15 protein-coding genes, 1 tRNA gene and 2 rRNA genes are annotated in these 25,583 nt (G+C 69.7%); 3 read left to right on the top strand and 15 right to left on the bottom strand.

The features are described 5' to 3' along the window. Positions 1 to 102: 102 nt before the first annotated feature. From ABTZ59_RS05345 to ABTZ59_RS05355, 3 genes are all read right to left on the bottom strand, one after another. A complete protein-coding gene (locus tag ABTZ59_RS05345) occupies positions 103 to 297 on the bottom strand; it encodes a DUF3046 domain-containing protein (RefSeq protein WP_030350089.1) in 195 nt (64 codons plus the stop codon). Positions 298 to 384: 87 nt separating this feature from the next. Continuing rightward, on the bottom strand, positions 385 to 693 hold the full coding sequence (locus ABTZ59_RS05350; RefSeq protein WP_249953098.1) for an AzlD domain-containing protein: 309 nt from the start codon (positions 691 to 693) through the stop codon (positions 385 to 387). Continuing rightward, positions 690 to 1,433, bottom strand: a complete 744-nt coding sequence (locus ABTZ59_RS05355; RefSeq protein WP_503002111.1) for an AzlC family ABC transporter permease — start codon at positions 1,431 to 1,433, stop codon at positions 690 to 692. Before ABTZ59_RS05355 ends, ABTZ59_RS05350 begins: the two co-directional genes overlap by 4 nt. A 310-nt stretch (positions 1,434 to 1,743) precedes the next feature. Between ABTZ59_RS05355 and ABTZ59_RS05360 the strand changes: the two genes are divergently transcribed. Both ABTZ59_RS05360 and ABTZ59_RS05365 read left to right on the top strand, forming a co-directional pair. Continuing rightward, complete coding sequence (locus tag ABTZ59_RS05360; RefSeq protein WP_351390905.1) at positions 1,744 to 6,390, top strand: ATP-dependent helicase; 4,647 nt, start codon at positions 1,744 to 1,746, stop codon at positions 6,388 to 6,390. Between the two features lie 18 nt (positions 6,391 to 6,408). After that, positions 6,409 to 7,167, top strand: a complete 759-nt coding sequence (locus ABTZ59_RS05365) for an Fpg/Nei family DNA glycosylase (protein WP_351390908.1) — start codon at positions 6,409 to 6,411, stop codon at positions 7,165 to 7,167. Between the two features lie 181 nt (positions 7,168 to 7,348). Here ABTZ59_RS05365 and ABTZ59_RS05370 read toward each other — a convergent pair whose 3' ends face one another. The 9 genes from ABTZ59_RS05370 to ABTZ59_RS05410 form a co-directional block, all read right to left on the bottom strand. Then, entirely contained in the window at positions 7,349 to 7,537 is a 189-nt protein-coding gene (locus ABTZ59_RS05370; RefSeq protein ID WP_351390912.1) for a hypothetical protein, read from the bottom strand. A 370-nt stretch (positions 7,538 to 7,907) separates the two neighbouring features. After that, positions 7,908 to 8,291, bottom strand: a complete 384-nt coding sequence (locus tag ABTZ59_RS05375) for a helix-turn-helix domain-containing protein (protein WP_030350081.1) — start codon at positions 8,289 to 8,291, stop codon at positions 7,908 to 7,910. A 109-nt stretch (positions 8,292 to 8,400) separates the two neighbouring features. Further along, a complete protein-coding gene (locus ABTZ59_RS05380; RefSeq protein WP_351390989.1) occupies positions 8,401 to 8,892 on the bottom strand; it encodes a CinA family protein in 492 nt (163 codons plus the stop codon). A gap of 71 nt (positions 8,893 to 8,963) precedes the next feature. Continuing rightward, positions 8,964 to 9,656: a CDP-diacylglycerol--glycerol-3-phosphate 3-phosphatidyltransferase gene (gene pgsA, locus ABTZ59_RS05385; protein WP_351390916.1), complete on the bottom strand. Its 693-nt coding sequence runs from the start codon at positions 9,654 to 9,656 to the stop codon at positions 8,964 to 8,966. Next, a complete protein-coding gene (gene rimO, locus ABTZ59_RS05390) occupies positions 9,653 to 11,170 on the bottom strand; it encodes a 30S ribosomal protein S12 methylthiotransferase RimO (RefSeq protein WP_351390922.1) in 1,518 nt (505 codons plus the stop codon). The genes pgsA and rimO overlap by 4 nt, the downstream gene beginning before the upstream one ends. Before the next feature lie 49 nt (positions 11,171 to 11,219). Next, a complete protein-coding gene (locus ABTZ59_RS05395) occupies positions 11,220 to 11,993 on the bottom strand; it encodes a helix-turn-helix domain-containing protein (protein WP_351390993.1) in 774 nt (257 codons plus the stop codon). 338 nt (positions 11,994 to 12,331) lie between these two features. Continuing rightward, entirely contained in the window at positions 12,332 to 15,160 is a 2,829-nt protein-coding gene (locus ABTZ59_RS05400; RefSeq protein ID WP_351390927.1) for a DNA translocase FtsK, read from the bottom strand. Positions 15,161 to 15,413: 253 nt separating this feature from the next. Continuing rightward, a complete protein-coding gene (locus ABTZ59_RS05405) occupies positions 15,414 to 16,082 on the bottom strand; it encodes a response regulator (protein ID WP_351390930.1) in 669 nt (222 codons plus the stop codon). A gap of 277 nt (positions 16,083 to 16,359) precedes the next feature. Continuing rightward, entirely contained in the window at positions 16,360 to 21,903 is a 5,544-nt protein-coding gene (locus ABTZ59_RS05410) for a HAMP domain-containing protein (RefSeq protein ID WP_351390933.1), read from the bottom strand. Between the two features lie 269 nt (positions 21,904 to 22,172). On the opposite strand from ABTZ59_RS05410, the gene ABTZ59_RS05415 reads away from it, so the two are divergent. Beyond that, positions 22,173 to 24,824, top strand: coding sequence for a SpoIIE family protein phosphatase (locus ABTZ59_RS05415; protein WP_351390936.1), 2,652 nt, complete (start codon positions 22,173 to 22,175; stop codon positions 24,822 to 24,824). 51 nt (positions 24,825 to 24,875) lie between these two features. On the opposite strand, the gene ABTZ59_RS05420 is transcribed toward ABTZ59_RS05415, so the two are convergent. The 3 genes from ABTZ59_RS05420 to ABTZ59_RS05430 form a co-directional block, all read right to left on the bottom strand. Next, a tRNA-Thr gene (locus ABTZ59_RS05420) sits at positions 24,876 to 24,948 on the bottom strand. Between the two features lie 141 nt (positions 24,949 to 25,089). Next, a 5S ribosomal RNA gene (gene rrf, locus ABTZ59_RS05425) occupies positions 25,090 to 25,206 on the bottom strand. A gap of 80 nt (positions 25,207 to 25,286) precedes the next feature. Next, positions 25,287 to 25,583: ribosomal RNA gene (locus ABTZ59_RS05430) — 23S ribosomal RNA — on the bottom strand; the annotation flags it as partial.

A 25,583-nucleotide genomic window follows, 5' to 3' on the forward strand; every position in this document is an offset into this window, starting at 1 on the left:
CCGCGTCACATCGCCCTCGCGGAGGCCATACTGCCGCCCCCGACCCTCGACCCCCGACTGAACCCTGGGCCCTGAGCTCTGGGCCCCTGTGAAGCCCGCGGGTCAGCGCTTCTCGGGTGGAATCCCCATGGCGACGCAGACCCCGCGCCAGACGTCCTTCGCCTCCCACCCCGCTTCCAGTGCCTCGTGGACCGTACGACCGCCCAGCTCCGCCATCACATGGTCGCGGGCGAAGGAGTCGGCGTAGGCCGCCCCGAAGTGGTCCGCCATGCGCTCCCAGAAAATCGTCAACCGCATGCCACCAGTATCCCGCCCCTGAGAGTGTCGAGGCGGCCCTCACCGCTACCGCGACGGGAACCGACAAGCTGCGACCGCCGGGCTCCTTCAGCCGCCGAGTGCCCTCACCCCCGCCGTGACGACCACAGCCGCCGCCACGACCACCAGGAACGGGGCGCGCAGCACCAATGCGAGAGCCGCCGCGGCGAGCCCCGCGCCCCGGGCGTCCAGCACGAGTGCGCCGTTCGCGCTGAAGGTCTGCTGAGCGGTCAGCGCGGCGAGCAGGGCCACGGGCAACAGGGCCGACAGCCGCTGGACGAGGGGGCGCTCCAGCGCGCCCGCGGGCACGAGCAGGCCCAGGAGCTTGACGAGGTAGCAGCCGACGGCGGTCGCGCCGATCGCGATCCAGATGTTCAACGGTCCGTTCCTTTCCGACGGGCCCCGAGTCCGCGGCCTTCGAGCCAGAGGACGGCGGGTGCGGCCAGCGCCGCGACGAGCACCGGGACACCGGCGGGCAGCACGGGCAGGAAACCGAGCCCCAGGACAACGGCGATGCCCGCGACCGCCCGCTCGGTGGCCGTACGGAGCATCGGTGCGAGCAGGGCGAGGAAGACGGCGGGTCCCGCCGCGTCGAGCCCCCAGGCGTCGGTGTCACCAAGGGCTTCGGCGCCCAGTACCCCGGCCAGGGTGGTCAGGTTCCACAGGACGTAGAGCGTGAGCCCGGTGACGCCGAAGCCGATGCGGGCGCTGCGCCGGGTGGGCTGGGCGAGTGCGACGGCGGTGGTCTCGTCGATCACCCACTGGGCGGCGAACGGGCGTACGGGCCCCGGCAGCCGCAGCAGCTGGGACAACCTGAGCCCGTAGAACGCGTTGCGCACGCCGAGGAAGAACGCGCCCGCTGCGGCGGTGAGCGGATTGCCGCCCGCCGCGAGCGCGCCGACCAGCGCGAACTGCGAGGCGCCGGTGAAGACCAGCAGGCTGAGCGCGCAGGTCTGGAGGAGGGTGAGCCCCGCGCCCGCCGAGGTGACGCCGAAGGCGAACCCGGAGAGCCCGACGGCGATGCCGACGCCCAGGGCGTCACGCACGACGGCCGAGTCGGACTTGGGCTCGGGCTCGGGATCGTCTTCGGCCTCGTCTTCGGGCTCGTGTTCGGGGATGGAAGCGGGTGCGGGAGCGGAGTCGGGCTCCGGGGCGCTGCGGGCGGGACCGTGCGCGGGTATGTCCGCGGACGCGGACGCTGTCTGTTCTGCCACGTCAGGCACGTTACGCGGGGTGCCAGGGCCGGGTCTCGTACGTTCTTACGCCCCCGCGCCCCCGCGCCCGCTGAGCCGCGCGCCCGCACATCGCGCCCCGCCACCCGCGACCCTCAGTGATCGCCGCCGCCGTGGTGGAAGACGCAGACGCCCTCCGTGATCGCGTTTGCCCAGGTCCGGGCGATTGTCAGTGGCGGGGTGCACGATGGGGGGCATGGCACGCTCCGCGCTCGACTCCTTCTCCCCCGCGACCCGCGGCTGGTTCACGGGGGCCTTCTCCGCGCCCACCGCGGCGCAGGAGGGAGCCTGGCGTGCCATCCAGGAGGGCTCTGATGTGCTGGTCGTGGCCCCGACCGGCTCGGGCAAGACACTCGCCGCCTTCCTCGCCGCCCTTGACCAGCTGGCTTCGCAGCCGCCGCCCGCCGAGGCCAGGAAGCGCTGCCGGGTGCTGTACGTCTCGCCGCTCAAGGCGCTGGCCGTCGACGTCGAGCGCAATCTGCGCAGTCCGCTCACCGGAATCCGGCAGGAGTCCCTGCGGCGTGGGCTGCCCGAGCCGGAGGTCCGCGTCGGTATCCGCTCGGGTGACACCCCGGCCGCCGAGCGCCGCTCGATCGCCACGAAACCGCCGGACATTCTGATCACCACCCCCGAGTCGCTGTTCCTGATGCTCACGTCCTCGGCGCGGGACGCGCTCGCCGGGATCGAGACGGTGATCCTGGACGAGGTGCACGCCGTCGCGGGGACGAAGCGGGGCGCTCATCTCGCCCTGTCCCTGGAGCGGCTCGACGAGCTGCTGCCGCGCCCAGCCCGCCGGATCGGTCTGTCGGCGACGGTGCGTCCGGTGGAGGAGGTCGCGCGCTATCTCTCGCCGCAGCGCAGAGTGGAGATCGTCCAGCCGCGCTCCGGCAAGGAGTTCGATCTCTCCGTGGTGGTGCCGGTCGAGGATCTGGGCGAGCTGGGCGGCTCCCCCGCCTCGGAGACGGACGGCGCGGACAAGCCGTCGATCTGGCCGCATGTGGAGGAGCGGATCGCCGATCTCGTCCAGGCGCACCACTCCACGATCGTCTTCGCCAATTCCCGGCGGCTGGCGGAGCGGTTGTGCAACCGGCTGAACGAGATCGCGTACGAGCGGGCCATGGGCTCGGTCCCCGACGCGTCCGGGACCGCCCCCGCGATGCCCGAGGACCACTCCCCGGCCGAGCTGATGGGCCAGTCGGGCGCGGCCAGGGGAGCGCCGGCTCTGCTGGCCCGCGCGCACCACGGCTCGGTCTCCAAGGAGCAGCGCGCCCAGGTCGAGGAGGACCTCAAGGCGGGCCGGCTGCCCGCCGTCGTGGCCACCTCCAGTCTGGAGCTGGGCATCGACATGGGCGCGGTGGATCTGGTGATCCAGGTCGAGTCGCCGCCCTCGGTCGCCTCGGGTCTCCAGCGGGTCGGCCGCGCGGGACACCAGGTGGGCGCGGTCTCCACGGGCGTCGTCTTTCCCAAGTACCGCGGCGATCTCGTACAGGCCGCCGTGGTCACCGAGCGGATGCGCTCGGGCGCCATCGAGGCCCTGCGCGTCCCCGCGAATCCCCTCGATGTGCTGGCCCAGCAGCTGGTCGCCATGGTCGCGCTGGACACCAGACAGGCCGACGATCTGCTCGCCCTGACCCGCCGCGCCGCGCCGTTCGCGTCGCTGCCCGAGTCGGCGTTCACGGGCGTGCTGGACATGCTCGCCGGGCGCTATCCCTCCGACGCCTTCGCGGAGCTGCGTCCGCGCGTGGTGTGGGACCGCGTGGCCGGTACGGTCACGGGACGCCCGGGCGCGCAGCGGCTCGCCGTCACCTCTGGTGGCACGATCCCCGACAGGGGACTCTTCGGCGTCTTCCTCGCCGGAGCCGATCCGAAGAAGGGCGGCGGCAGGGTCGGGGAGCTGGACGAGGAGATGGTGTACGAGTCCCGGGTGGGCGATGTCTTCACCCTGGGCACGACCTCGTGGCGGATCGAGGACATCACCCGTGACCGGGTCCTGGTCACCCCGGCCCCCGGCACCCCGGGTCGGCTGCCGTTCTGGAAGGGCGACCAGCTGGGGCGGCCGTTGGAGCTGGGCCGCGCGGTGGGCGCGTTTCTGCGCGAGGTGGGTGCCCTCTCCGAGGAGGACGCCAGACTGCGGCTGCTGACGGCTGGCCTCGATGCCTGGGCCGCGGGCAACGTGCTGTCGTATCTGGACGAGCAGCGCCGCGCCTGCGGTCATGTCCCCGACGACCGGACGATCCTCGTCGAGCGGTTCCGCGACGAGTTGGGCGACTGGCGTGTGGTGATTCACTCCCCATTCGGCGCCCAGGTGCACGCGCCGTGGGCGCTGGCCCTCGGCGCCCGGCTCTCCGCGCGGTACGGCATGGACGCGCAGGTCATGCACGCGGACGACGGAATCGTGCTGCGGCTCCCCGACGCCGATCTGATGGGCCTGGACCTCCTCGACGAGGAGCCGGACCGTCTCAGCACGGCGTTCGACAGTGAACAGGCGCCCATCGGAGCGGCGGATGTCGCCTTCGACGGCGGCGAGATCCGCGGGATCGTCACCGACCAGGTGGGCGGCTCCGCGCTGTTCGCCTCCCGGTTCCGGGAGTGCGCCGCGCGGGCGCTGCTGCTCCCCCGCCGGAGTCCGGGCAAACGCACTCCGCTGTGGCAGCAGCGTCAGCGCGCCTCCCAACTCCTCCAGGTGGCGAGCGAGTTCGGCTCGTTCCCGATCGTGCTGGAGGCGGTCCGGGAGTGCCTTCAGGATGTCTTCGACGTCCCCGGTCTCACGGAACTCATGGGCGACATCGCGTCCCGGCGGGTCCGGCTGATCGAGGTCACCACCCCCGAGCCCTCGCCCTTCGCCCGGTCGCTGCTCTTCGGTTATGTCGCACAGTTCCTGTACGAGGGCGACTCCCCTCTCGCGGAGCGGCGGGCCGCCGCGCTGTCCCTGGACTCCCGGCTGCTGGCCGAGCTGCTGGGCCAGGCCGAGCTGCGTGAGCTGCTCGACCCCGAAGTCCTCACCGAGCTGGAACGGGAGCTCCAGTGGCTCACCGAGGACCGCCGCGTCAAGGACCTGGAAGGGGTCGCCGATCTGCTGCGGGTCCTCGGCCCGCTCACCGACGCGGAGTTGACCGAGCGCGGCGCGCGGCCCTCCTGGGCGGAGGATCTCGCCGCCGCCCGCCGAGCCATCAGGGTGCGGATCGGCGGAGCGGATCACTGGGCGGCGGTCGAGGACGCGGGGCGGCTGCGGGACGCCCTGGGCACGGCGCTGCCGGTCGGTGTCCCCGAGGCGTTCACGGAGCCGGTGAAGGACCCCCTGGGCGATCTCCTCGCCCGCTACGCCCGTACGCACGGCCCGTTCACCTCGAACGCGGCGGCCGAGCGATTCGGTCTCGGCCCGGCGGTCACGGACGGCGCGCTCCAGCGGCTCGCCGCGAGCTCCCGGGTCGTGCAGGGGGAGTTCCACCCTTCCGGCATCGGCCAGGAGTGGTGCGACGCCACGGTCCTGCGCCGGCTGCGCCGCCGCTCGCTGGCGGCACTGCGCCAGGAGCTGGAGCCGGTGGCGCCCGCCGCTCTCGCCGCCTTCCTCCCGCAGTGGCAGCATCTGAACGGCAACGGCCTGCGCGGTATCGACGGACTCGCCCGCGCCGTGGAGCAGTTGCAGGGTGCTCCCGTTCCCGCGTCGGCGCTGGAGAAGCTGATCCTGCCACCCCGGGTCTCCGGCTACTCCCCCGCACTCCTGGACGAACTGACCACCACGGGCGAGGTCCTGTGGGCCGGAGCGGGCGCCCTGCCCGGCAAGGACGGCTGGGTCTCGCTCTATCTCGCCGACGCCGCACCGCTGTTGCTCCCGCTCCCGCATCCCCTGGAGCTGACCGCCCTTCATGAATCGGTGCTTGCCACGCTCTCGGGCGGCTACGGCCTGTTCTTCCGGCAGATCACCGACCAGGTCCGGGCCACCACGCACCCGGATGTGACCGACCCTCAACTTGCCGACGCCGTATGGGACCTGGCCTGGTCGGGCCGGCTCACCAACGACACGCTGGCGCCGCTGCGCTCGCTGCTCGGCTCGGGCCGTACGGCGGGCTCCACGGCGCATCGCGCCCGGCGCCCGGTGCCGCGGGGGCGGTACGGGACGCTCACGGCCGCTGCCCGCCCCGCCTCCCGTACAGGCCCGCCCACCGTCAGCGGCCGCTGGTCGCTGCTGCCCGCCCGGGAGCCGGAGCCCACGCACCGGGCCCACGCGCTCGCCCGTACCCTCCTCGACCGCCACGGGGTGGTGACCCGGGGCGCGGTCGCGGCCGAGGGGGTCGCCGGCGGCTTCTCGGCGGTGTACCGCGTCCTGTCCGCCTTCGAGGACAGCGGTCAGGCCCGTCGCGGCTATGTCGTGGAGGGCCTGGGAGCGGCCCAGTTCGCGATGGACGGCGCCGTCGACCGGCTGCGCGCGGCGGCGACGGCCCGTGACCGCGCCGACGCGCACCCCTCGCCCCGCGCCGTGGTGCTGGCCGCCGCCGACCCCGCCAACGCCTATGGGGCCGCGCTTCCTTGGCCTGATCCCCCGGACGGCGCCGGCCACAAACCGGGCCGCAAGGCAGGCTCCCTCGTGGTGCTCGTCGACGGCGAGCTGACCCTCTACATGGAGCGCGGCGGCAAGACACTGCTGGCCTGGCCCACCGACCCCGAGGACCCCTCGCTCCGGGCCGCGGCGGATGCCCTGGCGAGCGCGGCCCGCGCGGGGGCCCTCGGTACGGTCACGGTGGAGCGCACGAACGGCGCCCCTGCCCTGACATCCCCCCTCGGGCGCGCCCTGGAGTCCGCCGGCTTCCACGCCACCCCCCGGGGCCTGCGGCTGCGGGCCTGAGCATGCGAGCCTGAAGCCATGCCCGAGGGAGACACCGTCTGGCAGGCCGCCCAGCGCCTGCACACCGCGCTCGCGGGGCACCGGCTGATCCGCTCGGACCTGCGGGTGCCCCGGTTCGCGACCGCCGATCTCACCGGCCGGACCGTCCTCGATGTCACACCGCGCGGCAAGCATCTGCTCACCCGTATCGAGGGCGGCCTCACCCTCCACTCGCATCTGCGCATGGACGGCTCCTGGAAGGTCTACGCCCCGGGTGAGCGCTGGAGCGGCGGTGCGGCCCACCAGATCCGGGCCATCCTCGGCACCGCAGAGCGCACGGCCGTGGGCTATCGCCTGCCCGTCCTCGAACTGCTGCGTACGAGCGACGAGGAGCGGGTGGTGGGCCATCTCGGCCCCGATCTGCTCGGTCCGGACTGGGACGCGGCCAGGGCCCTGCGCAACCTGCTGTCCGACCCCGCGCGCCCGATCGGGGAGGCCCTGCTCGATCAGCGCAACCTCGCCGGGGTCGGCAATATCTTCAAGTCCGAGACCTGCTTCCTCGTTCGCGCGAACCCCTGGCTCCCGGTCGGCGAACTCCCCTCGCCCGAGCGGCTGGTGGTCGCGGCGAAGAAGCTGCTCGAAGCGAACCGGACCCGTCCCGGCGGTTCCCGTCGGCTGTACGTCTACGGCCGCGCGGGCCGCCCCTGCCCCCGCTGCGGCACCTCGATCCGTACGGCCGACCAGGACGGCCGGCCCACCTACTGGTGCCCGCTCTGCCAGACGGCCGCCACCAGTTGACGTAGAAGCCACCAGCTGACATAGGAGCCGCCAGTTGACGTAGGAGCCGCCGTACGCGCTGTCCCATGAGTCGACGCCAACGGAGAGTTGGCGCCTACGGAGAGTTGGCGCCTACGGAGAGTTGGCGGCTACGGAGAGTTGACGCGCCCGCGCGCGAGTCGGCACGTCGACTGACGGTGCCTCACAGCCGGGGACGGCGCTGCCGCGCCGACGCGACATGCACCGGCAGCAGGCTCAGGCCCCAGCCACCCGCCGCCACCGCCCCTTCCGCCAGTCCGGTGCTCTCGGGCACCAGCACGATGCGCAGTACGGCCCACCACCACACCACGCCCAGAGCGAGCGCCGGCAGAAGGATCCATCGCCTTGCCATGGCTGCCTCCTCCGGCCGACCCTAGCCACGCACGATCACCCACCGGGAGGGCGCATCGGATGCACTCCCCGGCGTGCGCGCGTACCCCCGGTCGCGCCCCTGCCGCAGCGACAACGCGGCAGGGGCGCGGCCGGCCCCTCGTCTTTCGACCGGGGCTCCGACCCGGTCAGGCACTCTCCGCCCGGGGACGGCCGGGCGCCTTCCCATTCCGGTCACAGTTGTTTGGATCACAGTTCGGACAATTCGGTACACACGCAAGCTCCACCATGACACAACGACACAACTGCAACAAAACGGGCATTCAGGAAAGGCGAGAGCCCCGGCCGGCATTCCTGCCGACCGGGGCTCAGGTCAAAGCCACAGAGCTTCGTCAGGCGGCGACGACATCCACCGCCTCCGCGGGCGCCTTGATCGTCACCCGCTCCGTCGGCACTCCGGCCACCGACGTCACAGAGACGGAATTGAGCATTGGACGTACCGCCGCGGGCACCGGCTCGTTCGCCGCCGCCGACGCGGCCAGCTCGGCCAACGACAGCTCGTCGCTCACTTCACGCATGAGCTCTGACATCCGTACGTCAAGCGCGTCGCAGATCGCCGAGAGCAGTTCGGAGGAAGCCTCCTTCTGCCCCCGTTCCACCTCGGAGAGATAACCGAGCGAGACCCGGGCGGACGAGGAGACTTCGCGCAGAGTACGGCCCTGGCGCTGGCGCTGCCGACGCAGCACGTCACCAAGCAGGCGACGGAGCAGAATCATCGGTGGCTCCCTCCTCGGACCGCGTAGCCGCATCCTTCACGCCCCACCGTACCGCCTAGTGCCGCGGCCGTGCGGGGAGCGATGTCGTGTTCACTCAGGGCTGCAAACATCAATTCCCCCCGTTCTGTTCCGTATCCTGTGCCCGCCCGTTCCCGGAGAGTTCGCTGAGGAGCAGACCGAGCACGCTCCGTACACTCTCTTTACGGATGTCCGCCCGGCCGCCGTTCAACCGCGGTGCGGCCACTTTCCCCACACCTTCCGGTCCCACCACCGCCACGTACACGGTGCCGACGGGCTGCCCGTCCTGCGGATCGGGGCCCGCGACGCCGGTGGTCGCCGCTCCCCAGCCCGCCCCGAGCGCACGGCGCACCCCGGCCGCCATCTGAAGCGCCACCTCGGAGTCCACGGCGCCGCGCTCCTCCAGAAGGGTCCCGTCGACGCCCAGAACGTCCCGTTTGAGGTCCGTCGCGTAGGCCGTGACGGACCCGCGGAAGGTCCGGGAGGCACCGGGGACCGCGGTGAGCTCCGCGGCCACCAGACCGCCGGTGAGGGATTCCGCGACGGCCAGCGTCCCGCCGCGCTCGGCCAGGATCTCCAGCACCCGGGCCGCCCGGTCAGCGGCCGAGCTGGCCTCCCCGCCGCTGTCCGGCACCGCCGAGGGCCGCACGGCACTCACCGCGTGGACTCCGCCGCCGCACGCTCCGCCGCTAGCCCCTGGCGCCGCAGCACGACCGCCTGACGTACGTAGTCCAGTCCCGTGAGCACGGTCAGCGCGACGGCCACGGCCATCACCCAGAACCGCAGCGTGGCCAGCGGCCCGGTCAGCGCGAGCACGTACATCCCCACGGCGACGCCCTGCGCCAGCGTCTTCATCTTGCCGCCGCGGCTGGCCGGAATGACCCCGTGCCTGATCACCCAGAACCGCATCAGCGTGATCCCGAGTTCACGGAAAAGGATGACGCCCGTCACCCACCACGGCAGATCGCCGAGCGCGGAGAGACAGATCAGCGCCGCTCCCATGATCGCCTTGTCCGCTATCGGATCGGCGATCTTCCCGAAGTCGGTGACCAGGTTGTACGCCCGCGCCAGATGTCCGTCGAAGACATCCGTGATCATGGCGACGGCGAAGGCGGCCCAGGCCCAGGCACGCCAGACGGGGTCGAAACCGCCCTCCTGGAGCAGCAGCAGTACGAAGCCGGGGACGAGCACCAGCCGCATCATCGTGAGGATATTGGCGATGTTCCAGAGACTGGCCTGATTGACCGCCGCGGCCCCCAGCTTGCCGCCGGGCGCCTGCTTCGAGCCGTTGCCACCCGGCACCGGTGTCGCGCCGCCGCCCGCCGCGGACGCCGGGACTCCGGTCATCTGGCGGCCTCCTCGCCCGGGATCCCGGAGCCGTCCCCCGGAAGGTCGTGATATTCGGCCACGAGATCCACGCCCTCGGTACCGACCACCTTGGCCTCGACCATGAGTCCGGGGCGCAGGCCCTCGCCAGAGGTGAAGATCACCTGGCCGTCGGTCTCCGGCGCCTGGTGTGCCGCGCGGCCGACCGCCGCCTCCTCGGTCCCGCCCTCGGGGTCGACCGACTCGACGAGCACTTCCAGGGTCTCGCCCAGGCGCTCCTCGGCCCGCTGGGAGGTCAGTTCCTCCGCCAGCCGGGACAGGTGCGCCAGCCGCTCGGCGATCACGTCACCGTCCAGCTTGTCGGCGTAGGTCGCGGCCTCCGTACCGTCCTCGTCCGAGTAACCGAAGACGCCGATGGCGTCGAGCCGCGCCCCGTTGAGGAAGCGCTCCAGCTCGGCGAAGTCCGCCTCGCTCTCACCGGGGAAACCGACGATGAAGTTGGAGCGCACTCCGGCCTGCGGCGCCTTGCCTCTGATGGTCTCCAGCAGCTCCAGGAAGCTGTCGGTGTCCCCGAAGCGGCGCATCGCGCGCAGCACACCGGGAGCGGAGTGCTGGAAGGACAGATCGAAGTACGGCGCGACCTTGGGCGTCGAGGTGAGGACATCGATCAGGCCCGGCCGCATCTCGGCGGGCTGGAGGTAGCTGACCCGCACGCGCTCGATCCCGTCGACGGCCGCCAGCTCCGGCAGCAGCGTCTCCAGCAGCCGGATGTCCCCGAGGTCCTTGCCGTACGAGGTGTTGTTCTCGGAGACGAGCATGACCTCCTTGACGCCCTGCTCGGCCAGCCAGCGCGTCTCGCCCAGTACATCGGAGGGTCGCCGGGAGATGAAGGAGCCGCGGAACGAGGGAATGGCGCAGAAGGAGCACCGCCGGTCGCAGCCGGAGGCGAGCTTCACGGAGGCGACGGGGCTCTGGTCGAGCCGCCGCCGCAGGGGCGCGCGGGGCCCGGAGGCCGGAGCGACTCCTTCGGGAAGGTCCTCGGGGGCCGGCGCCACCTCGGCCCGGGACTGCGCGTGGCCGGGCAGCGCCACCTCCGCGCCCTGACGCTCGACCGGGCTGAGCGGCAGCAGCTTGCGCCGGTCGCGGGGCGTGTGCGAGGCGTGGATGCCCCCGTTGAGGATGGTCTGGAGCCGGTCGGAGATATCGGCGTAGTCGTCGAATCCGAGCACGCCATCGGCCTCGGGAAGGGCTTCCGCCAGCTCCTTGCCGTACCGCTCGGCCATGCAGCCGACGGCCACGACGGCCTGGGTTCTGCCCTGGTCCTTGAGATCGTTGGCTTCCAGCAGGGCGTCGACGGAATCCTTCTTCGCGGCTTCGACGAAGCCACAGGTGTTGACGACGGCGACATCCGCCCCCGAGGCGTCCTCGACGAGCTCCCAGCCGTCCGCTGCCAAGCGGCCTGCGAGCTCCTCCGAGTCCACCTCGTTACGGGCGCAGCCAAGAGTGACAAGGGCGACGGTACGGCGTTCGGGCATGGGCTCAAGACTACTTTGTCCTGGCCCCGCCCCCGCCGTGCAGGGTTGCTCAGCCCGCCTCGGGGTCGCCCTGGGTGTACGAGAGTCGTTCAACCTGGCCCGGCTCGAACTCGTCCTCGACCTTCTTCCCGTTCACGAAGAGCTCGATCGCACCCGCGTTCCCGAGGATCAGATCGATCTGCTCGTCGTCCTGGAAGGTCTTGGAGTCGCCCTTTTTCAGCGTTCCGTCGAACAGCAGCTTGCCGTTGGACGATTTGGCCGAGACCCAGCTCTTGTCGTCTATGGCCGACAGTTTCACCGTGACCTTGTCGAGCGGGGCGGCGGCGATGGCGCTGTCGGACGGCTCGGGTTTGGGGTCGGCCGACTTCGTGGGGCTCGGCTTGGTGCTCTTCCCGGGCTTCGCCCCCTCGGCGACCTGCTTGGTCTTCGCGTCGTCGTCGCCGCTGTCGAACGCCGTGAAGCCGACGAAGCCGACCACCGCGACGATCGCCGCGACCATGGCCGCGGTCCAGTTCGGACGGGGGCGCTCCGGCCGGATCCGTTCGGCCTCGAACAGTGGCGCCGCGGGCGTGGGAACCGGCCGCCCGCCGTGCTCGGAGTCGAACTGCTCGACCAGCGGCACGGGATCGAGCCCGACCGCGCGAGCGATCATGCGGATGTGCCCGCGGGCGTAGACATCGCCGCCGCAGCGCGAGAAATCGTCCTCCTCGATGGCGTGCACGATGGGGATGCGCACCCGCGTGGAGCCACTGACCTCGTCGACGGTCAGATCCGCGGCGATACGGGCCCGCAGCAGCACCTGGCCGATCGAAGGCCGTTCCACCGCGGGGGAGTTGGTGTCGGAATCGGCGCCGTCGGGGACGTGGTCCTCGACCTGGCCGTCGTTTTGATCGTCGGAAGCGTTGCCGTCAGGGGAATCTGGGGACTTGCCGTCGGGGGATTTGCCGATGGACACGGGGGCGCCTTTCGAGCGTGTAGCCACCTGCTGGACGTTCAGTCTATGGGTGGTACGAAAGGGTGGGGCAACCGGGCGGACGCGCTTTGTACGCCATCAGAATGGCCGGACGGCGCAGTGGAGGAACACGACGCTCTTCCTCTCTCCAACTTGACGTACGCGCACGGGAAACGGTTGCCCTCGGATTGCCTCGGGATTCCGATTCCCTACGCGGGAGACTCCCCGCGGATCACCGCGAGCACTCCATCGAGTTCGTCGGCCTTGACCAGGACGTCGCGGGCCTTGGAGCCTTCGCTCGGGCCGACGATGTTCCTCGATTCCATGAGGTCCATCAGCCGGCCGGCCTTGGCGAAGCCGACCCGCAGCTTCCGTTGAAGCATCGAGGTCGAACCGAATTGTGTGGAGACCACCAGTTCGGCCGCCTGGCAGAGAAGGTCGAGATCGTCGCCGATGTCCTCGTCGATCTCTTTCTTCTTCGCCGTGCCGACCACGACATCGTCCCGGAAGACCGGTGCCATCTGATCCTTGCAGTGCTGGACGATCGCCGCGACCTCGTCCTCGGTGACGAAGGCGCCCTGCATACGGGTCGGCTTGTTCGCTCCCATCGGAAGGAAGAGGCCGTCGCCCTTGCCGATCAGCTTCTCCGCGCCCGGCTGATCGAGGATGACCCGGCTGTCCGCCAGGGAGGATGTCGCGAACGCCAGCCGCGAGGGCACGTTCGCCTTGATCAGACCGGTCACGACATCGACCGACGGACGCTGAGTGGCCAGCACCAGATGGATTCCGGCGGCACGGGCCAACTGGGTGATGCGGACGATCGAGTCCTCGACGTCACGCGGCGCGACCATCATCAGGTCCGCCAGCTCGTCCACGATCACCAGCAGATACGGATACGGCGACAGCTCACGCTCGCTGCCCTCCGGAGCCGTGGCCTTGCCGTCGCGCACGGCCTTGTTGAAATCATCGATATGGCGGTACCCGTATGCCGCGAGGTCGTCGTAACGCAGGTCCATCTCCCGTACGACCCACTGAAGCGCCTCGGCCGCGCGCTTGGGGTTGGTGATGATCGGCGTGATCAGATGCGGGATGCCCTCGTACGCGGTCAGCTCGACGCGCTTGGGGTCGACAAGGACCATCCGGACGTCCTCCGGGGTCGCCCGGACCATCACCGACGTGATGAGGCAATTGATGCAGGACGACTTACCGGAGCCGGTCGCGCCCGCGACCAGTACGTGCGGCATCTTCGCGAGGTTGGCCATCACATAGCCGCCCTCGACGTCCTTGCCGAGCGCGACCAGCATCGGATGGTCGTCCTCGGCCGCGTCCGCGAGCCGCAGTACGTCACCGAGGTTGACCATCTCCCGGTCGGTGTTCGGGATCTCGATGCCGACCGCGGACTTGCCGGGGATCGGCGAGATGATCCGTACGTCGGGGCTGGCGACGGCGTAGGCGATGTTCTTGGTGAGGGCGGTGATCCGCTCGACCTTCACGGCGGGGCCCAGTTCCACCTCGTATCGCGTGACCGTCGGGCCCCGGGTGAAGCCGGTGACGGCCGCGTCGACCTTGAACTCCTTGAAGACATTGGTGAGCGAGGCGACGACGGCGTCATTGGCGGCGCTGCGCGTCTTGCCCGGACCGCCGCGCTCCAGCAGATCGAGCGAGGGCAGCGAGTAGGTGATGTCCCCGCGGAGCTGGAGCTGTTCGGCGCGCGGCGGCAGCGGCTTGTCCCGCGCGGGCGGGGCCTTGGTCAGATCCGCGACACCGGCCGCGCCGGCGGGCGCCCGCTCGGCCTCGCGCGCCGTCGGCAGGGGTACAGAGGGCTCCGCCGCGTCCTCGACCGGCTGCTCTTCGAGGGGCGCCTGCCGCTCTTCTGGCCAGGGCGCCGGCTTCCGTCCGCGGTCCACGGAGACGCTCTGGGTGAGGTCCGCGACGATCGGCGAGGGCGGCATTCCGTTGAGGACGGCACCGTCCAGCGCGGCCGCGGCGGCCGCGGCCACATCCACGGCGTCCATGGGGCGGTCCATGGACGGCTGCACGGAGGCCCTGCGCGGCCGGCGCCGCTTGGAGAGCGCCTCCACCTCGGCCCGGTCGGGGTCGTACTCCGCGGGGCCCCCGCCCCGGCGCGTGGCCGGACGCCGCCCGCCGGAGGGCAGCGCCTCGCGCCACTGCTCGTCGTACCGCTCGTCGTCGTCGAACCGCTCGTCGTCGAACCGCTCAGGCTCGGGGTCGGGCTGGATGATCCCGAGCTTGGTGCCGAGCAGCCGCAGCCGCTGCGGGATGGCGGCGACGGGGGTGGCGGTGACGACCAGCAGGCCGAAGAGCGTGAGCAGCAGCAGCAGCGGTACGGCGAGGACTTCGCCCGTGGTGAAGATCAGCGGTGTGGCGGCGGCCCAGCCGATCAGTCCGCCGGCGTCCTGTATGGCTTCCGTGCCCTCGCCGCGCCCCGGGGCCCCGCAGGCGACATGGACCAGCCCGAGCACGCCGATCACGAGCGCCGAGAGGCCGATGACGATCCGTCCGTTGGCCTCGGGCTTCTCGGGGTAGAGGATCAGCCGGACGGCGATGGCGCCGAGCAGTATCGGCACCAGCAGATCGAGCCGCCCGAAGGCTCCGGTGATGAGCATCTCGACGAGGTCGCCCACCGGCCCGCGCAGATTCGACCAGGTGCCCGCCGCGACGATGAGGGCGAGGCCGAGCAGCAACAGGGCCAGCCCGTCCTTGCGATGGGCCGGGTCGAGCCCCTTCGCTCCACGCCCTATGCCGCGGAACATCGCGCCGACGCCGTGCGCCGTTCCGAGCCAGACGGCGCGGACGAGCCGGTACACACCACCGGTGGGGCTCGGTGCGGGTTTGGGTACCGGCTTGGCGGCAGCCTTTTTCGCGGGAGCCTTCTTGACCGGTGCCTTCTTGGGCGCGGTCTTCTTCGCCGCGGTCTTCTTGGCGGGCGCCTTCGCGGCACCGGTCGTACGGCCGGCCCGCGGCTTTGCGGTGCCCGCCGTGCCCTGGGAACCCTTGCCGGACGTACGTGAGGCCATGATGGTGAGGTTACCGGTGTGAACGGCCGGGGACACGTGTGCCCACCGCTTCACCCGTTCGTGTCGCCCACAACTCGGCAGGAAACTGACGCGGCTTCATCGGTCGCCGGGTTCCGCCACCCCTTCGGACACGGCGCTCGATTCGGACCGGTTCAGATCGATTCGGTCAACACGGTTCGGCCGGTTCGCCCCGTTCGATCGATTCGGTCAGTTCGGCCAGTTCGGCCAGTTCGGTCGATGTAGGTCGATGAGGTCAGCTCGGCGAGGGAAGTGGCGGCGAACCACTGCCCGTCCCCGGCTCCAGCGCGTCGAGCGCCCGCCGCAGACCGGTGAGTTTGCGCTCCAGATGGGCGGCGGTGGCCACGGCGGAGGCGTCCGTCGAATCGTCGTCCAGCTGTTTGGAGAGCGCCTCGGCCTGCTCCTCAACTGCCGCGAGCCGCGCGGAGAGTTCGGCGAGCAGCCCGGCCGGCTCCCTGACCTCGCCCGCCCCGGCCAGCTGGAGTCTGAGCAGCTCGGCCTGCTCCTTGAGCTGGCAGTTCTTCATATACAGCTCGACGAAGACCGAGACCTTGGCGCGCAGCACCCAGGGGTCGAACGGCTTCGAGATGTAGTCCACCGCACCCGCCGCGTATCCCCGGAAGGTGTGATGCGGGCCATGATTGATGGCCGTCAGGAAGATGATCGGGATATCGCGCGTACGCTCCCGCCGCTTGATGTGCGCGGCGGTCTCGAATCCATCCATCCCCGGCATCTGGACATCCAGCAGAATGACCGCGAAGTCGTCCGTCAGCAGCGCTTTGAGCGCTTCCTCCCCTGACGATGCCCGCACCAGCGTCTGATCGAGCGCGGAGAGGATCGCCTCCAGCGCCAGCAGATTCTCCGGCCGGTCATCGACCAGGAGGATCTTGGCCTTCTGCACCATGGCCGCCCGCCCTCCTCGCCCCGGCATGGGGCGCCCCCTGCTCGCGGAGCTCGGCGAAACACCGGGCGCCGCCCCAGGGGACGGCTCCCTTACGCCGTCCGTCCTTGTGCCGGTCATCGTAGCCGCACCCCGCCTGTCGCCACACCCTGTCACCGTTATGTCACTGTGCCCGAAGCGGAAACGCGGCGCGGGACCAGAAGGTTCCCCGAATTACGGCGCCTCACACGCCATCGGGCATATTCCGTCAGCACATCACACCGATTCGGGCACCCACCGATCACTTGTCGCGCATCCACTGCTCCATCACCGACAGCAGATGATCGGGGTCGACCGGTTTGGTGACATAGTCGGACGCACCGGAGTCAATGGCCTTCTCCCGGTCGCCCTTCATCGCCTTCGCGGTGAGCGCGATGATCGGCAGCCCGGCGAACTGCGGCATCCTGCGGATCGCCGTCGTGGTCGCGTAACCGTCCATCTCCGGCATCATGATGTCCATCAGAACGACTGTCACATCGTCGTGCTGCTCCAGGACTTCGATGCCCTCGCGGCCGTTCTCCGCGTACAGCACCGACAGTCCGTGCTGCTCCAGCACGCTGGTGAGGGCGAAGACATTGCGGATGTCGTCATCGACGATCAGCACCTTCTCATTGTCGAACGAGAACGTACGGCTCTCCCGCGGCGCCTCCTGACGGCCCGCGGTGGCCACACCCGAGCCCCAGGACTCCGAAGCGCGCGGCCCGTCCGCGGGGCCGTCAGAGGTGCCCGGAGCCACGCCCTGCGGCTGGGAGCCACGCTCCCCGGCGCCCGCGCTCTTGCGCCGACGCCGGAACAGGGCAGCGGGACCGGGCAGTTCCGCGGGCGCCGAGGCCCCCTCCAGCCGCCCCTGCGCCTGTCCCGCCCCCTCCGCGGCGCCGTCGTCCGTCTGACGCGCCTGCGGATGGAGACCCGCCGAGGTCAGCTGCTGCATCCCCGCGGGCGTCAGCTGCGGATAGCCCTGCGGGGGCAGCTCGCTGGGGTGGAGGGGCAGATAGAGCGTGAACGTCGAGCCGCGCCCCGGCTCGCTCGCGGCGTGGATCTCACCGCCGAGCAGCCGGGCGATCTCCCGGCTGATGGACAGTCCGAGACCGGTGCCGCCGTACTTCCGGCTGGTCGTACCGTCCGCCTGCTTGAACGCCTCGAAGATGACACGCATTTTGCTCGCCGCGATCCCGATCCCGGTGTCGGTGACGGAGAACGCGATCAGATCGCCGTCCGCGTCCCGCAGCGAACCCGCTTCGAGCAGCTGCTCCCTGATGGCGTCCGGCACATCCGTACCGGCCGGCCGGATCACCAGCTCCACGGCGCCGCTGTCGGTGAACTTCACCGCGTTGGAGAGCAGATTGCGCAGCACCTGGAGCAGCCGCTGTTCGTCCGTGTGCAGCGTCGCGGGCAGCTCGGGCGAGACCCGTACGGAGAAGTCGAGCCCCTTCTCCGCCGTGAGCGGCCGGAAGGTCGCCTCCACATAGTCGACGAGCTGGACCAGTGCGATACGGGTCGGGCTGACGTCCATCTTGCCCGCCTCGACCTTCGAGAGATCGAGGATGTCGTTGATCAGCTGGAGCAGATCCGAGCCCGCGCCATGGATGGTCTCCGCGAACTCCACCTGCTTCGGCGAGAGGTTCGACTCGGCGTTGTCGGCGAGCAGCTTGGCGAGGATGAGCAGCGAGTTGAGGGGCGTACGCAGCTCGTGCGACATGTTCGCGAGGAACTCCGACTTGTAGCGCATCGAGACGGCGAGCTGCTCGGCCCGCTCCTCAAGCACCTGCCTGGCCTCTTCGATCTCGGTGTTCTTCACCTCGATGTCACGGTTCTGCTGCGCCAGCAGTTCGGCCTTCTCCTCCAGCTCCGCGTTGGACTCCTGGAGGGCCTTCTGCCGGTTCTCCAGCTCCGCGGAGCGCTCCCGCAGCTGCTCGGTCAGCTCCTGCGACTGCTTCAGCAAAACCTCCGTCTTGGAGTTGACGCTGATGGTGTTGACGCTCGTCGCGATCATCTCGGCGATCTGGTTGAGGAAGTCCCGCTGGATATGGGTGAACGGCTGGAACGACGCCAGCTCGATCACACCGAGGACCTTCCCCTCGAAGAGCACCGGCAGCACGATCACATGCGCGGGCGAGGCCTCCCCGAGACCCGATGAGATCTTCAGATAGCCCGGCGGCACATTGACCTGGATGGTGCGCTTCTCCTCGGCGGCCGTCCCGATGAGCGTCTCCCCCGGTCGGAAGGATGTCGGCATCGATCCCGCCGAGTAGCCGTAACTGCCGCGCATGCACAGCTCGTACGAGGCGTCCTTGCCGGTGTCCGTACCGACCTGCGGCACCGTGCCGGTCTGCATCGCCAGGAAGAACGCGCCGTGCTGCGCCGAGACCACCGGGGTCAGCTCGCTCATGATCAGCGAGGCCACGTCGTCGAGATCGCGGCGGCCCTGCATCAGGCCGGAGATACGGGCGAGATTGCCCTTGAGCCAGTCCTGTTCCTCATTCGCGAGGGTCGTGTCACGGAGATTGGCGATCATCGTATTGATGTTGTCCTGGAGGACCTGGATCTCGCCCGCCGCGTCGACATCGATCTTGAGGTTGAGATCGCCGCGGGTCACCGCGGTGGCGACGGCGGCGATCGCCCGCACCTGTCGGGTCAGGTTGCCGGCCATCTCGTTCACCGATTCGGTGAGGTCGCGCCAGGTGCCGTCGACGTCCCGCACCCGGGCCTGGCCGCCCAGCTGCCCGTCCGTACCCACCTCGCGGGCCACTCGGGTCACCTGATCGGCGAACGAAGAGAGCTGGTCGACCATCGTGTTGATGGTGTTCTTCAACTCCAGGATCTCACCGCGGGCATCGATGTCGATCTTCTTGGTGAGATCGCCCTTGGCGATGGCGGTGGTGACCGTCGCGATCTGGCGCACCTGGCCGGTCAGATTGGACGCCATCGAGTTCACGGACTCGGTGAGGTCCTTCCACGTACCGGAGACGCCCGGAACCCTGGCCTGGCCGCCCAGTTCGCCCTCGGTGCCCACCTCACGGGCGACGCGCGTGACCTCGTCCGCGAAGGAGGACAACGTCGTCACCATCGTGTTGACGGTGTCGGCGAGTTCGGCGACCTCGCCGCGCGCCTCGACCGTCACCTTCTTCGTCAGATCACCATTGGCGACCGCGGCGGAGACCCGCGAGATATTGCGCACCTGACTGGTGAGGTTGTTGGCCATGGTGTTGACGTTGTCGCTGAGGTCCTTCCAGATTCCGGTGACACCCCGGACCCTGGCCTGCCCGCCGAGGATGCCTTCCGTACCCACCTCACGGGCGACACGGGTCACTTCGTCGGCGAAGTTCAGCAGCTGGTCGACCATCGTGTTGACGGTCGTGACCAGATCGAGGATCTCGCCCCTGGCATCGACGGTGATCTTCTTCGACAGATCGCCCTTGGCGACCGCCGTGGTGACCTCCGCGATATTGCGGACCTGCGACGTCAGGTTGTTCGCCATGAAGTTGACGGACTGGGTGAGGTCCTTCCAGGTGCCGGAGACGCCCTGGACCTCGGCCTGGCCGCCGAGCATGCCCTCGGTGCCCACTTCACGGGCGACCCTGGTGACCTGCTCGGCGAAGTTGGACAGCTGGTCCACCATCGTGTTGAGGGTGTTCTTCAGCTCCAGGATCTCGCCGCGCGCGTCCACGTCGATCTTCTGGGACAGGTCGCCGCGCGCCACCGCCGTGGCGACGCCGGCGATATTCCTGACCTGTGCCGTGAGGTTCCCGGCCATGCCGTTCACGGAGTCGGTCAGATCCCGCCAGACACCCGCGACGCCGGGCACCTGTGCCTGACCGCCCAGCCGGCCGTCCGTACCGACCTCACGCGCGACCCTGGTCACCTGGTCCGCGAAGGCCGAGAGCTGGTCGACCATGGTGTTGATCGTGTTCTTCAGCTCCAGGATCTCGCCCCGGGCGTCCACATCGATCTTCTGCGACAGATCACCGCGCGCCACGGCCGTGGTCACCTGCGCGATCTGGCGCACCTGATCGGTGAGATTCCCGGCCATGAAGTTGACGGAGTCGGTGAGCTCCTTCCACGTACCGCTGACGCCGTCCACCCGCGCCTGGCCACCGAGGCGGCCCTCCGTGCCCACGTCCCGCGCCATGACCGTGACCTGGTCGGCGAACGAGGACAGCTGCGCCACCATCGTGTTGACGGTGTTCTTCAGCTCCAGCATCTCGCCGGCCACATCGACGGTGACCTTCTGGGTCAGATCGCCATTGGCGACCGCCGTGGTCACCTGCGCGATGTCCCGCACCTGGCCGGTCAGGTTACGGAAGGCCGTGTTCACCGAATCGGTGAGGTCCTTCCACGTCCCGGCCGCGCCCGGCACCTCGGCCTGCCCGCCGAGCCGGCCCTCGACGCCGACCTCCCGGGCGACCCGGGTGACCTCGGAACCGAACGACTGCAACTGGCCCACCATGGTGTTGACGGTGTTCTTCAGCTCCAGCATCTCGCCCGCGACATCGACGGTGACCTTCTGCGACAGATCGCCGTTCGCGACCGCCGTGGTCACCTGCGCGATGTCCCGCACCTGAGAGGTCAGATTGCGGAAGACGCTGTTGACCGAGTCCGTCAGGTCCTTCCAGGTCCCCGCCGCCCCGGGGACCTGTGCCTGGCCGCCGAGCAGCCCCTTGGCGCCGACCTCGCTCGCCACTCGGGTCACTTCGTCCGCGAAGGTACGCAGCGTCTCCGTCATCTGGTTGATCGTCTCGGCGAGCTGAGCCACCTCACCGCGCGCGCTCACCGTGACCTTCTGCGACAGATCGCCACTGGCGACGGCCGTGGTGACCTCCGCGATACCGCGCACCTGGTTGGTCAGGTTGCCGGCCATCGTGTTCACCGAATCGGTGAGGTCCTTCCACACCCCGGCCACCCCGGGCACGGTCGCCTGACCGCCCAGCTCGCCCTCCGTACCCACTTCCCTGGCCACGCGCGTGACCTCGGAGGAGAAGGACGACAACTGGTCGACCATGGTGTTGACGGTGTTCTTCAGCTGGAGCATCTCGCCGGCCACATGAACCGTGACCTTGCGCGACAGATCACCCTTGGCGACCGCCGTCGTAACGAGAGCAATGTCACGTACCTGAGCGGTCAATCGATACGCCATCGTGTTGACCGAATCCGTGAGATCCTTCCACGATCCGGACATACCTCGCACTTTGGCCTGGCCGCCGAGCTTGCCCTCGGTACCGACCTCCAGCGCCACCCGCGTCACCTCATCGGTGAACGCCGAGAGCTGGTCGACCAGATTGTTGACCGTACGGGCCACCTTCAGGAACTCGCCGCGCAACGGCCGCTCCGCGCCCTCGGAAGAGTGCGAGCGCAGCTCCATGCGCTGCTCCAGATCGCCGTCGGTGACCGCGGAGAGGACCCGGCCCACCTCGGAGACGGGCCGCGCCAGATCGTCCACCAGCGCGTTCGACGCGTCGATCGCGGCAGCCCAGGAGCCCTCGCAGGCCCCGGTCTCCAGCCGCTCCGTGAGCTTTCCCTCACGCCCGACCATGCGCCGTACGCGAGCCAGCTCGCCTGTGAGATGGAGATTACGGTCGGCGACCTCATTGAAGACGGCGGCGATCTCCGCCATCACATCGTCACCGGAGACGGTCAGGCGCTTACGGAAGTTGCCGTCCCGCATCGCCACCAAGGCCGCCAGGAGTCTGTTCAGCTCCGCCGCGTCCACCTCGATGGTCCCACTGCTCCGGGACCGTCCGCCTTTCGCGCGCGTGCCATTGCCACGCGCCGCCGTGCCAGACTCCACCGTGTCCCTCCCGCAGGGGTTGACCGTACTGCCCGAGCTGTCTCCGAAAGCCTGCCCAGTGTTTCACCATGCCCGAACCAGGCCATAACAGTTCGGCAGCTTCGCATAGCGTCCCCGCCCCCGCAGGGTGGAAACAGCGGCGACCGGCATCCGCTCGGACAGCGAAGGTAAGTAACCTGGCATCCGGCTGTCCAACCGCCCCGGTCCGCCCGGCAGGGGCGGTGTGGCGAAGGTACTACCACCGGGCACAAGGAGGTGCGGGGCCGATCATGGCGAAGCCGGGCGTCGAAACGCGTACGAGGAGTTCTGTGATCACCGCGCGGGCGGCTGCCAGCTTCGACCCTGTCGGGCGGTCCGTCGCGACGGCCCGCGCCTTCGTCCGCGACACGCTCCAGGGATGGGGTTACTCCGATGTCGTCGATGACGCCGTCGTCCTCACCAGTGAACTCGTCACCAATGCGGTGATCCACGCCGGCACCTCCGCCGATGTGCTCTGCCTCCGTACGGAAGACGGCGTCCGGGTCGAAGTGGCCGACCGCTACCCCGAACGCGAGGTCCCCATCCAGGGCACCGGCCAGTCGTTCGGCAGCCCGGACCGCGAGAACGGCCGGGGGCTGCTGCTCTGCGCCGCCCTCGCCTCACGCTGGGGTGTCGAGTACTCCCCGACGTACAAGCAGGTGTGGTTCCAGCTCGACCTGCCCCAGCGCCAGGTGGGCACCCGCACGGCCGGCCCCGTCCTCCCCACCAGCCTGCTCCCCGTCGCCGACGAACGCGTACGGGTGGCCGTCGTCCAGATCGACCGCGGCGGCACCGTCGTCAACTGGAACGAGGACGCGGAGCACCTGTTCGGGTACGCCGCCGAACAAGTAACCGGCAAGCCCCTCAACGACATCGCCGCCTGGCCGCACACACCCGGCATCGGCACGGGCATCGTCGAGGCACTCCAACTCTCCCGCTGGGAGGGCAGTTACGGCATCCGTGGCGCCGACGGCCGGGTCATCCCCGTCTACGCCTCCCACCTCCGGGTGCGCGACACACGCGGCGAGCCGTCCACGGTCTGCCTCCTCGTACGCGACGACGAACGCGCCGTCATCCAGACCCCGTTGCGCGCTCCCGTGACCGACATCGGCTCGGAGAGCCGGAGCGCGGACCCCTTCGAGGTCTTCATCGGCTCCCCCGCCCCCGACGATCTCGACGGACTCCTCCAGCGCACGGTGGAGCGCGCCCGCGACATGCTCGACGGCGACTCGGCGTTCCTGCTCCTCGCCACGGACGACGAGACGGAGTTGGAGGTACGGGCCTCCACCGGCCTCCCCTCCGCCCGCCAGCGCTTCGCCCGCGTCCCTGTGGAGGCCGGCACGGGCCGTTACGGCTCCGCCCGCATGCCCGCCGTCCACGACGACCTCACGGCGGTCCCCGGGGCCGTCCCGCTGCTCAACGACACCGGCATGCGTTCGGTCGTGACCGTCCCGCTCAAGGTCGAGGGCAGACTCACCGGCTCCCTGGGCGTCGCCGCCGAAGGAGCGGCCCGCTACTCCAACGAGGAGGCGCTGCGCCTCCAGTTCGCCGCGGACCGCATCGCCCTGGCCGTCGAATCGGCCCGCCTCGGCGAACTCGAACGCCTGCGCCGCGGCTCACTCTCCTTCCTTGTCGAGGCCTCGGATCTGCTCGCGGGCACGCTGGACCGCGATCAGACGCTGGCCCTGATGGCACAGATGACCGTCCCCACCCTGGCCACCTGGTGCGCCGTCTATACGATCGCCGACCAGTCCTCGGACCCGTACCTCTCCTATGTGCTGCACGAGGACGAGGACCGCATCGACGGCCTCAAGGCCCTGCTCTCCAAGATCGACCCACCCGATCCGGTCCCCACGCCGGGCGCCCGTATCTGGACCGCCCCGGCGGACGCGGCACATCAGGCCGCCCTGCGCACCTCCATGCGGCAGTTGGGAAGAGGTTCGAGCCCGGTCTCCTCCGGCATCGGCACAACGCTGGCTACGGCGGCGGCGGTCGGCGGCGAGACCGTCGTGCTGCCGCTGGTCGCCCGTAACCGTGTCATCGGCATGCTGACCCTCGGCAAGCCCTCGGACGACCATTTCCGCCAGGAGATTCTGGAACTCGCCGAAGACCTCTCCCGCCGAGCGGCGCTCGCCCTCGACAACGCCCGTCTCTACTCGGAACGTACGGCCATCAGCCAGGCCCTCCAGCGCAGCCTGCTGCCGCCGGGACTCCCCCAGGTACCCGGCGTCGAGGTGGAGGTCATCTACCGCGCGGCGGGCGAAGGCAACGAGGTGGGCGGCGACTTCTACGACCTGTTCCCGATCCGGGACGGCGCCTATGGCTTCGCCATCGGAGACGTCTGCGGTACGGGCCCGGAGGCCGCGGCCGTCACCGGCCTGGCCCGGCACGCCCTGCGCCTGCTGGCCCGCGAGGGCTTCGGCGGCCCGGCCGTCCTGGAGCGACTGAACGCGGCGATCCTCGACGAGGGCGCCCGCAGCCGCTTCCTCACGCTGCTGTACGGCGAGTTGTGGCCCCAGGAGGACGGCAGCGCGGTCCTCAAGGTGGTATGCGCCGGCCATCCACTCCCTCTGCGCCTGCGCCAGGACGGCACGGTAGAACCGGCCGCGGAACCGCAGCCGCTGCTGGGCGTCATGGAGGACCTGGAGCTGTACGAACAGGTGGTCACTCTCGACCCGGGAGACGTCCTTCTCTGTGTCACCGACGGCGTCACGGAACGCCGAGAGGGCACCCGCATGCTGGGCGACGACGGCCTGACCGATGTGCTGACGACCTGTACGGGCCTGACGGCCGGTGCGGTCGCCTCCCGCGTACTGCGCGCGGTGGAGCGCTTCGCCGCCGAGCCGGCCTCCGACGACATGGCCATCCTGGCGATGCGCGTCCCCGAGCCCCACAATTCCTGACACAGAACACGAAAGGCCCCCGCCGAGTGGCGGGGGCCTTTCGCTTACTTGAGCCCCAATACGGAATCGAACCGTAGACCTTCTCCTTACCATGGAGACGCTCTACCGACTGAGCTATTGGGGCGGGGCAACGAGATAAAGCATACACGATGATCAGACCTGCCCAGCACCATCCCGAAGGGAAACGGGGGTGGAACACAGGAAATGCGGAAGGGGAACGCAAGAATGCCCCGCACCAGAGGTGCGGGGCATTCCCACAATAATTGTTCGGCGGCGTCCTACTCTCCCACAGGGTCCCCCCTGCAGTACCATCGGCGCTGTGAGGCTTAGCTTCCGGGTTCGGAATGTAACCGGGCGTTTCCCTCACGCTATAACCACCGAAACACTATGAAGATACCAACCAGCCGGAAAACCACACGACTGTTCGTTACTTCAGAACTAACACAGTGGACGCGAGCAACTGAGGACAAGCCCTCGGCCTATTAGTACCGGTCAACTCCACCAGTCACCTGGCTTCCATATCCGGCCTATCAACCCAGTCGTCTACTGGGAGCCTTAACCCCTCAAGGAGGTGGGAGTCCTCATCTCGAAGCAGGCTTCCCGCTTAGATGCTTTCAGCGGTTATCCTTTCCGAACGTAGCCAACCAGCCATGCCCTTGGCAGAACAACTGGCACACCAGAGGTTCGTCCGTCCCGGTCCTCTCGTACTAGGGACAGCCCTTCTCAAGACTCCTACGCGCACAGCGGATAGGGACCGAA

The organism is Streptomyces sp. NPDC094034, assembly GCF_040303865.1.
Lineage (GTDB): Bacteria > Actinomycetota > Actinomycetes > Streptomycetales > Streptomycetaceae > Streptomyces.

What these genes read in the sequence shown, in the direction of transcription:
- ABTZ59_RS05375 (WP_030350081.1), bottom strand. Translation starts at nt 8,291, where the DNA reads ATGATTCTGCTCCGTCGCCTGCTTGGTGACGTGCTGCGTCGGCAGCGC.
- ABTZ59_RS05400 (WP_351390927.1), bottom strand. Translation starts at nt 15,160, where the DNA reads ATGGCCTCACGTACGTCCGGCAAGGGTTCCCAGGGCACGGCGGGCACC.
- ABTZ59_RS05345 (WP_030350089.1), bottom strand. Translation starts at nt 297, where the DNA reads ATGCGGTTGACGATTTTCTGGGAGCGCATGGCGGACCACTTCGGGGCG.
- ABTZ59_RS05360 (WP_351390905.1), top strand. Translation starts at nt 1,744, where the DNA reads ATGGCACGCTCCGCGCTCGACTCCTTCTCCCCCGCGACCCGCGGCTGG.
- rimO (WP_351390922.1), bottom strand. Translation starts at nt 11,170, where the DNA reads ATGCCCGAACGCCGTACCGTCGCCCTTGTCACTCTTGGCTGCGCCCGT.
- pgsA (WP_351390916.1), bottom strand. Translation starts at nt 9,656, where the DNA reads ATGACCGGAGTCCCGGCGTCCGCGGCGGGCGGCGGCGCGACACCGGTG.
- ABTZ59_RS05405 (WP_351390930.1), bottom strand. Translation starts at nt 16,082, where the DNA reads ATGGTGCAGAAGGCCAAGATCCTCCTGGTCGATGACCGGCCGGAGAAT.
- ABTZ59_RS05365 (WP_351390908.1), top strand. Translation starts at nt 6,409, where the DNA reads ATGCCCGAGGGAGACACCGTCTGGCAGGCCGCCCAGCGCCTGCACACC.
- ABTZ59_RS05415 (WP_351390936.1), top strand. Translation starts at nt 22,173, where the DNA reads ATGGCGAAGCCGGGCGTCGAAACGCGTACGAGGAGTTCTGTGATCACC.
- ABTZ59_RS05370 (WP_351390912.1), bottom strand. Translation starts at nt 7,537, where the DNA reads ATGGCAAGGCGATGGATCCTTCTGCCGGCGCTCGCTCTGGGCGTGGTG.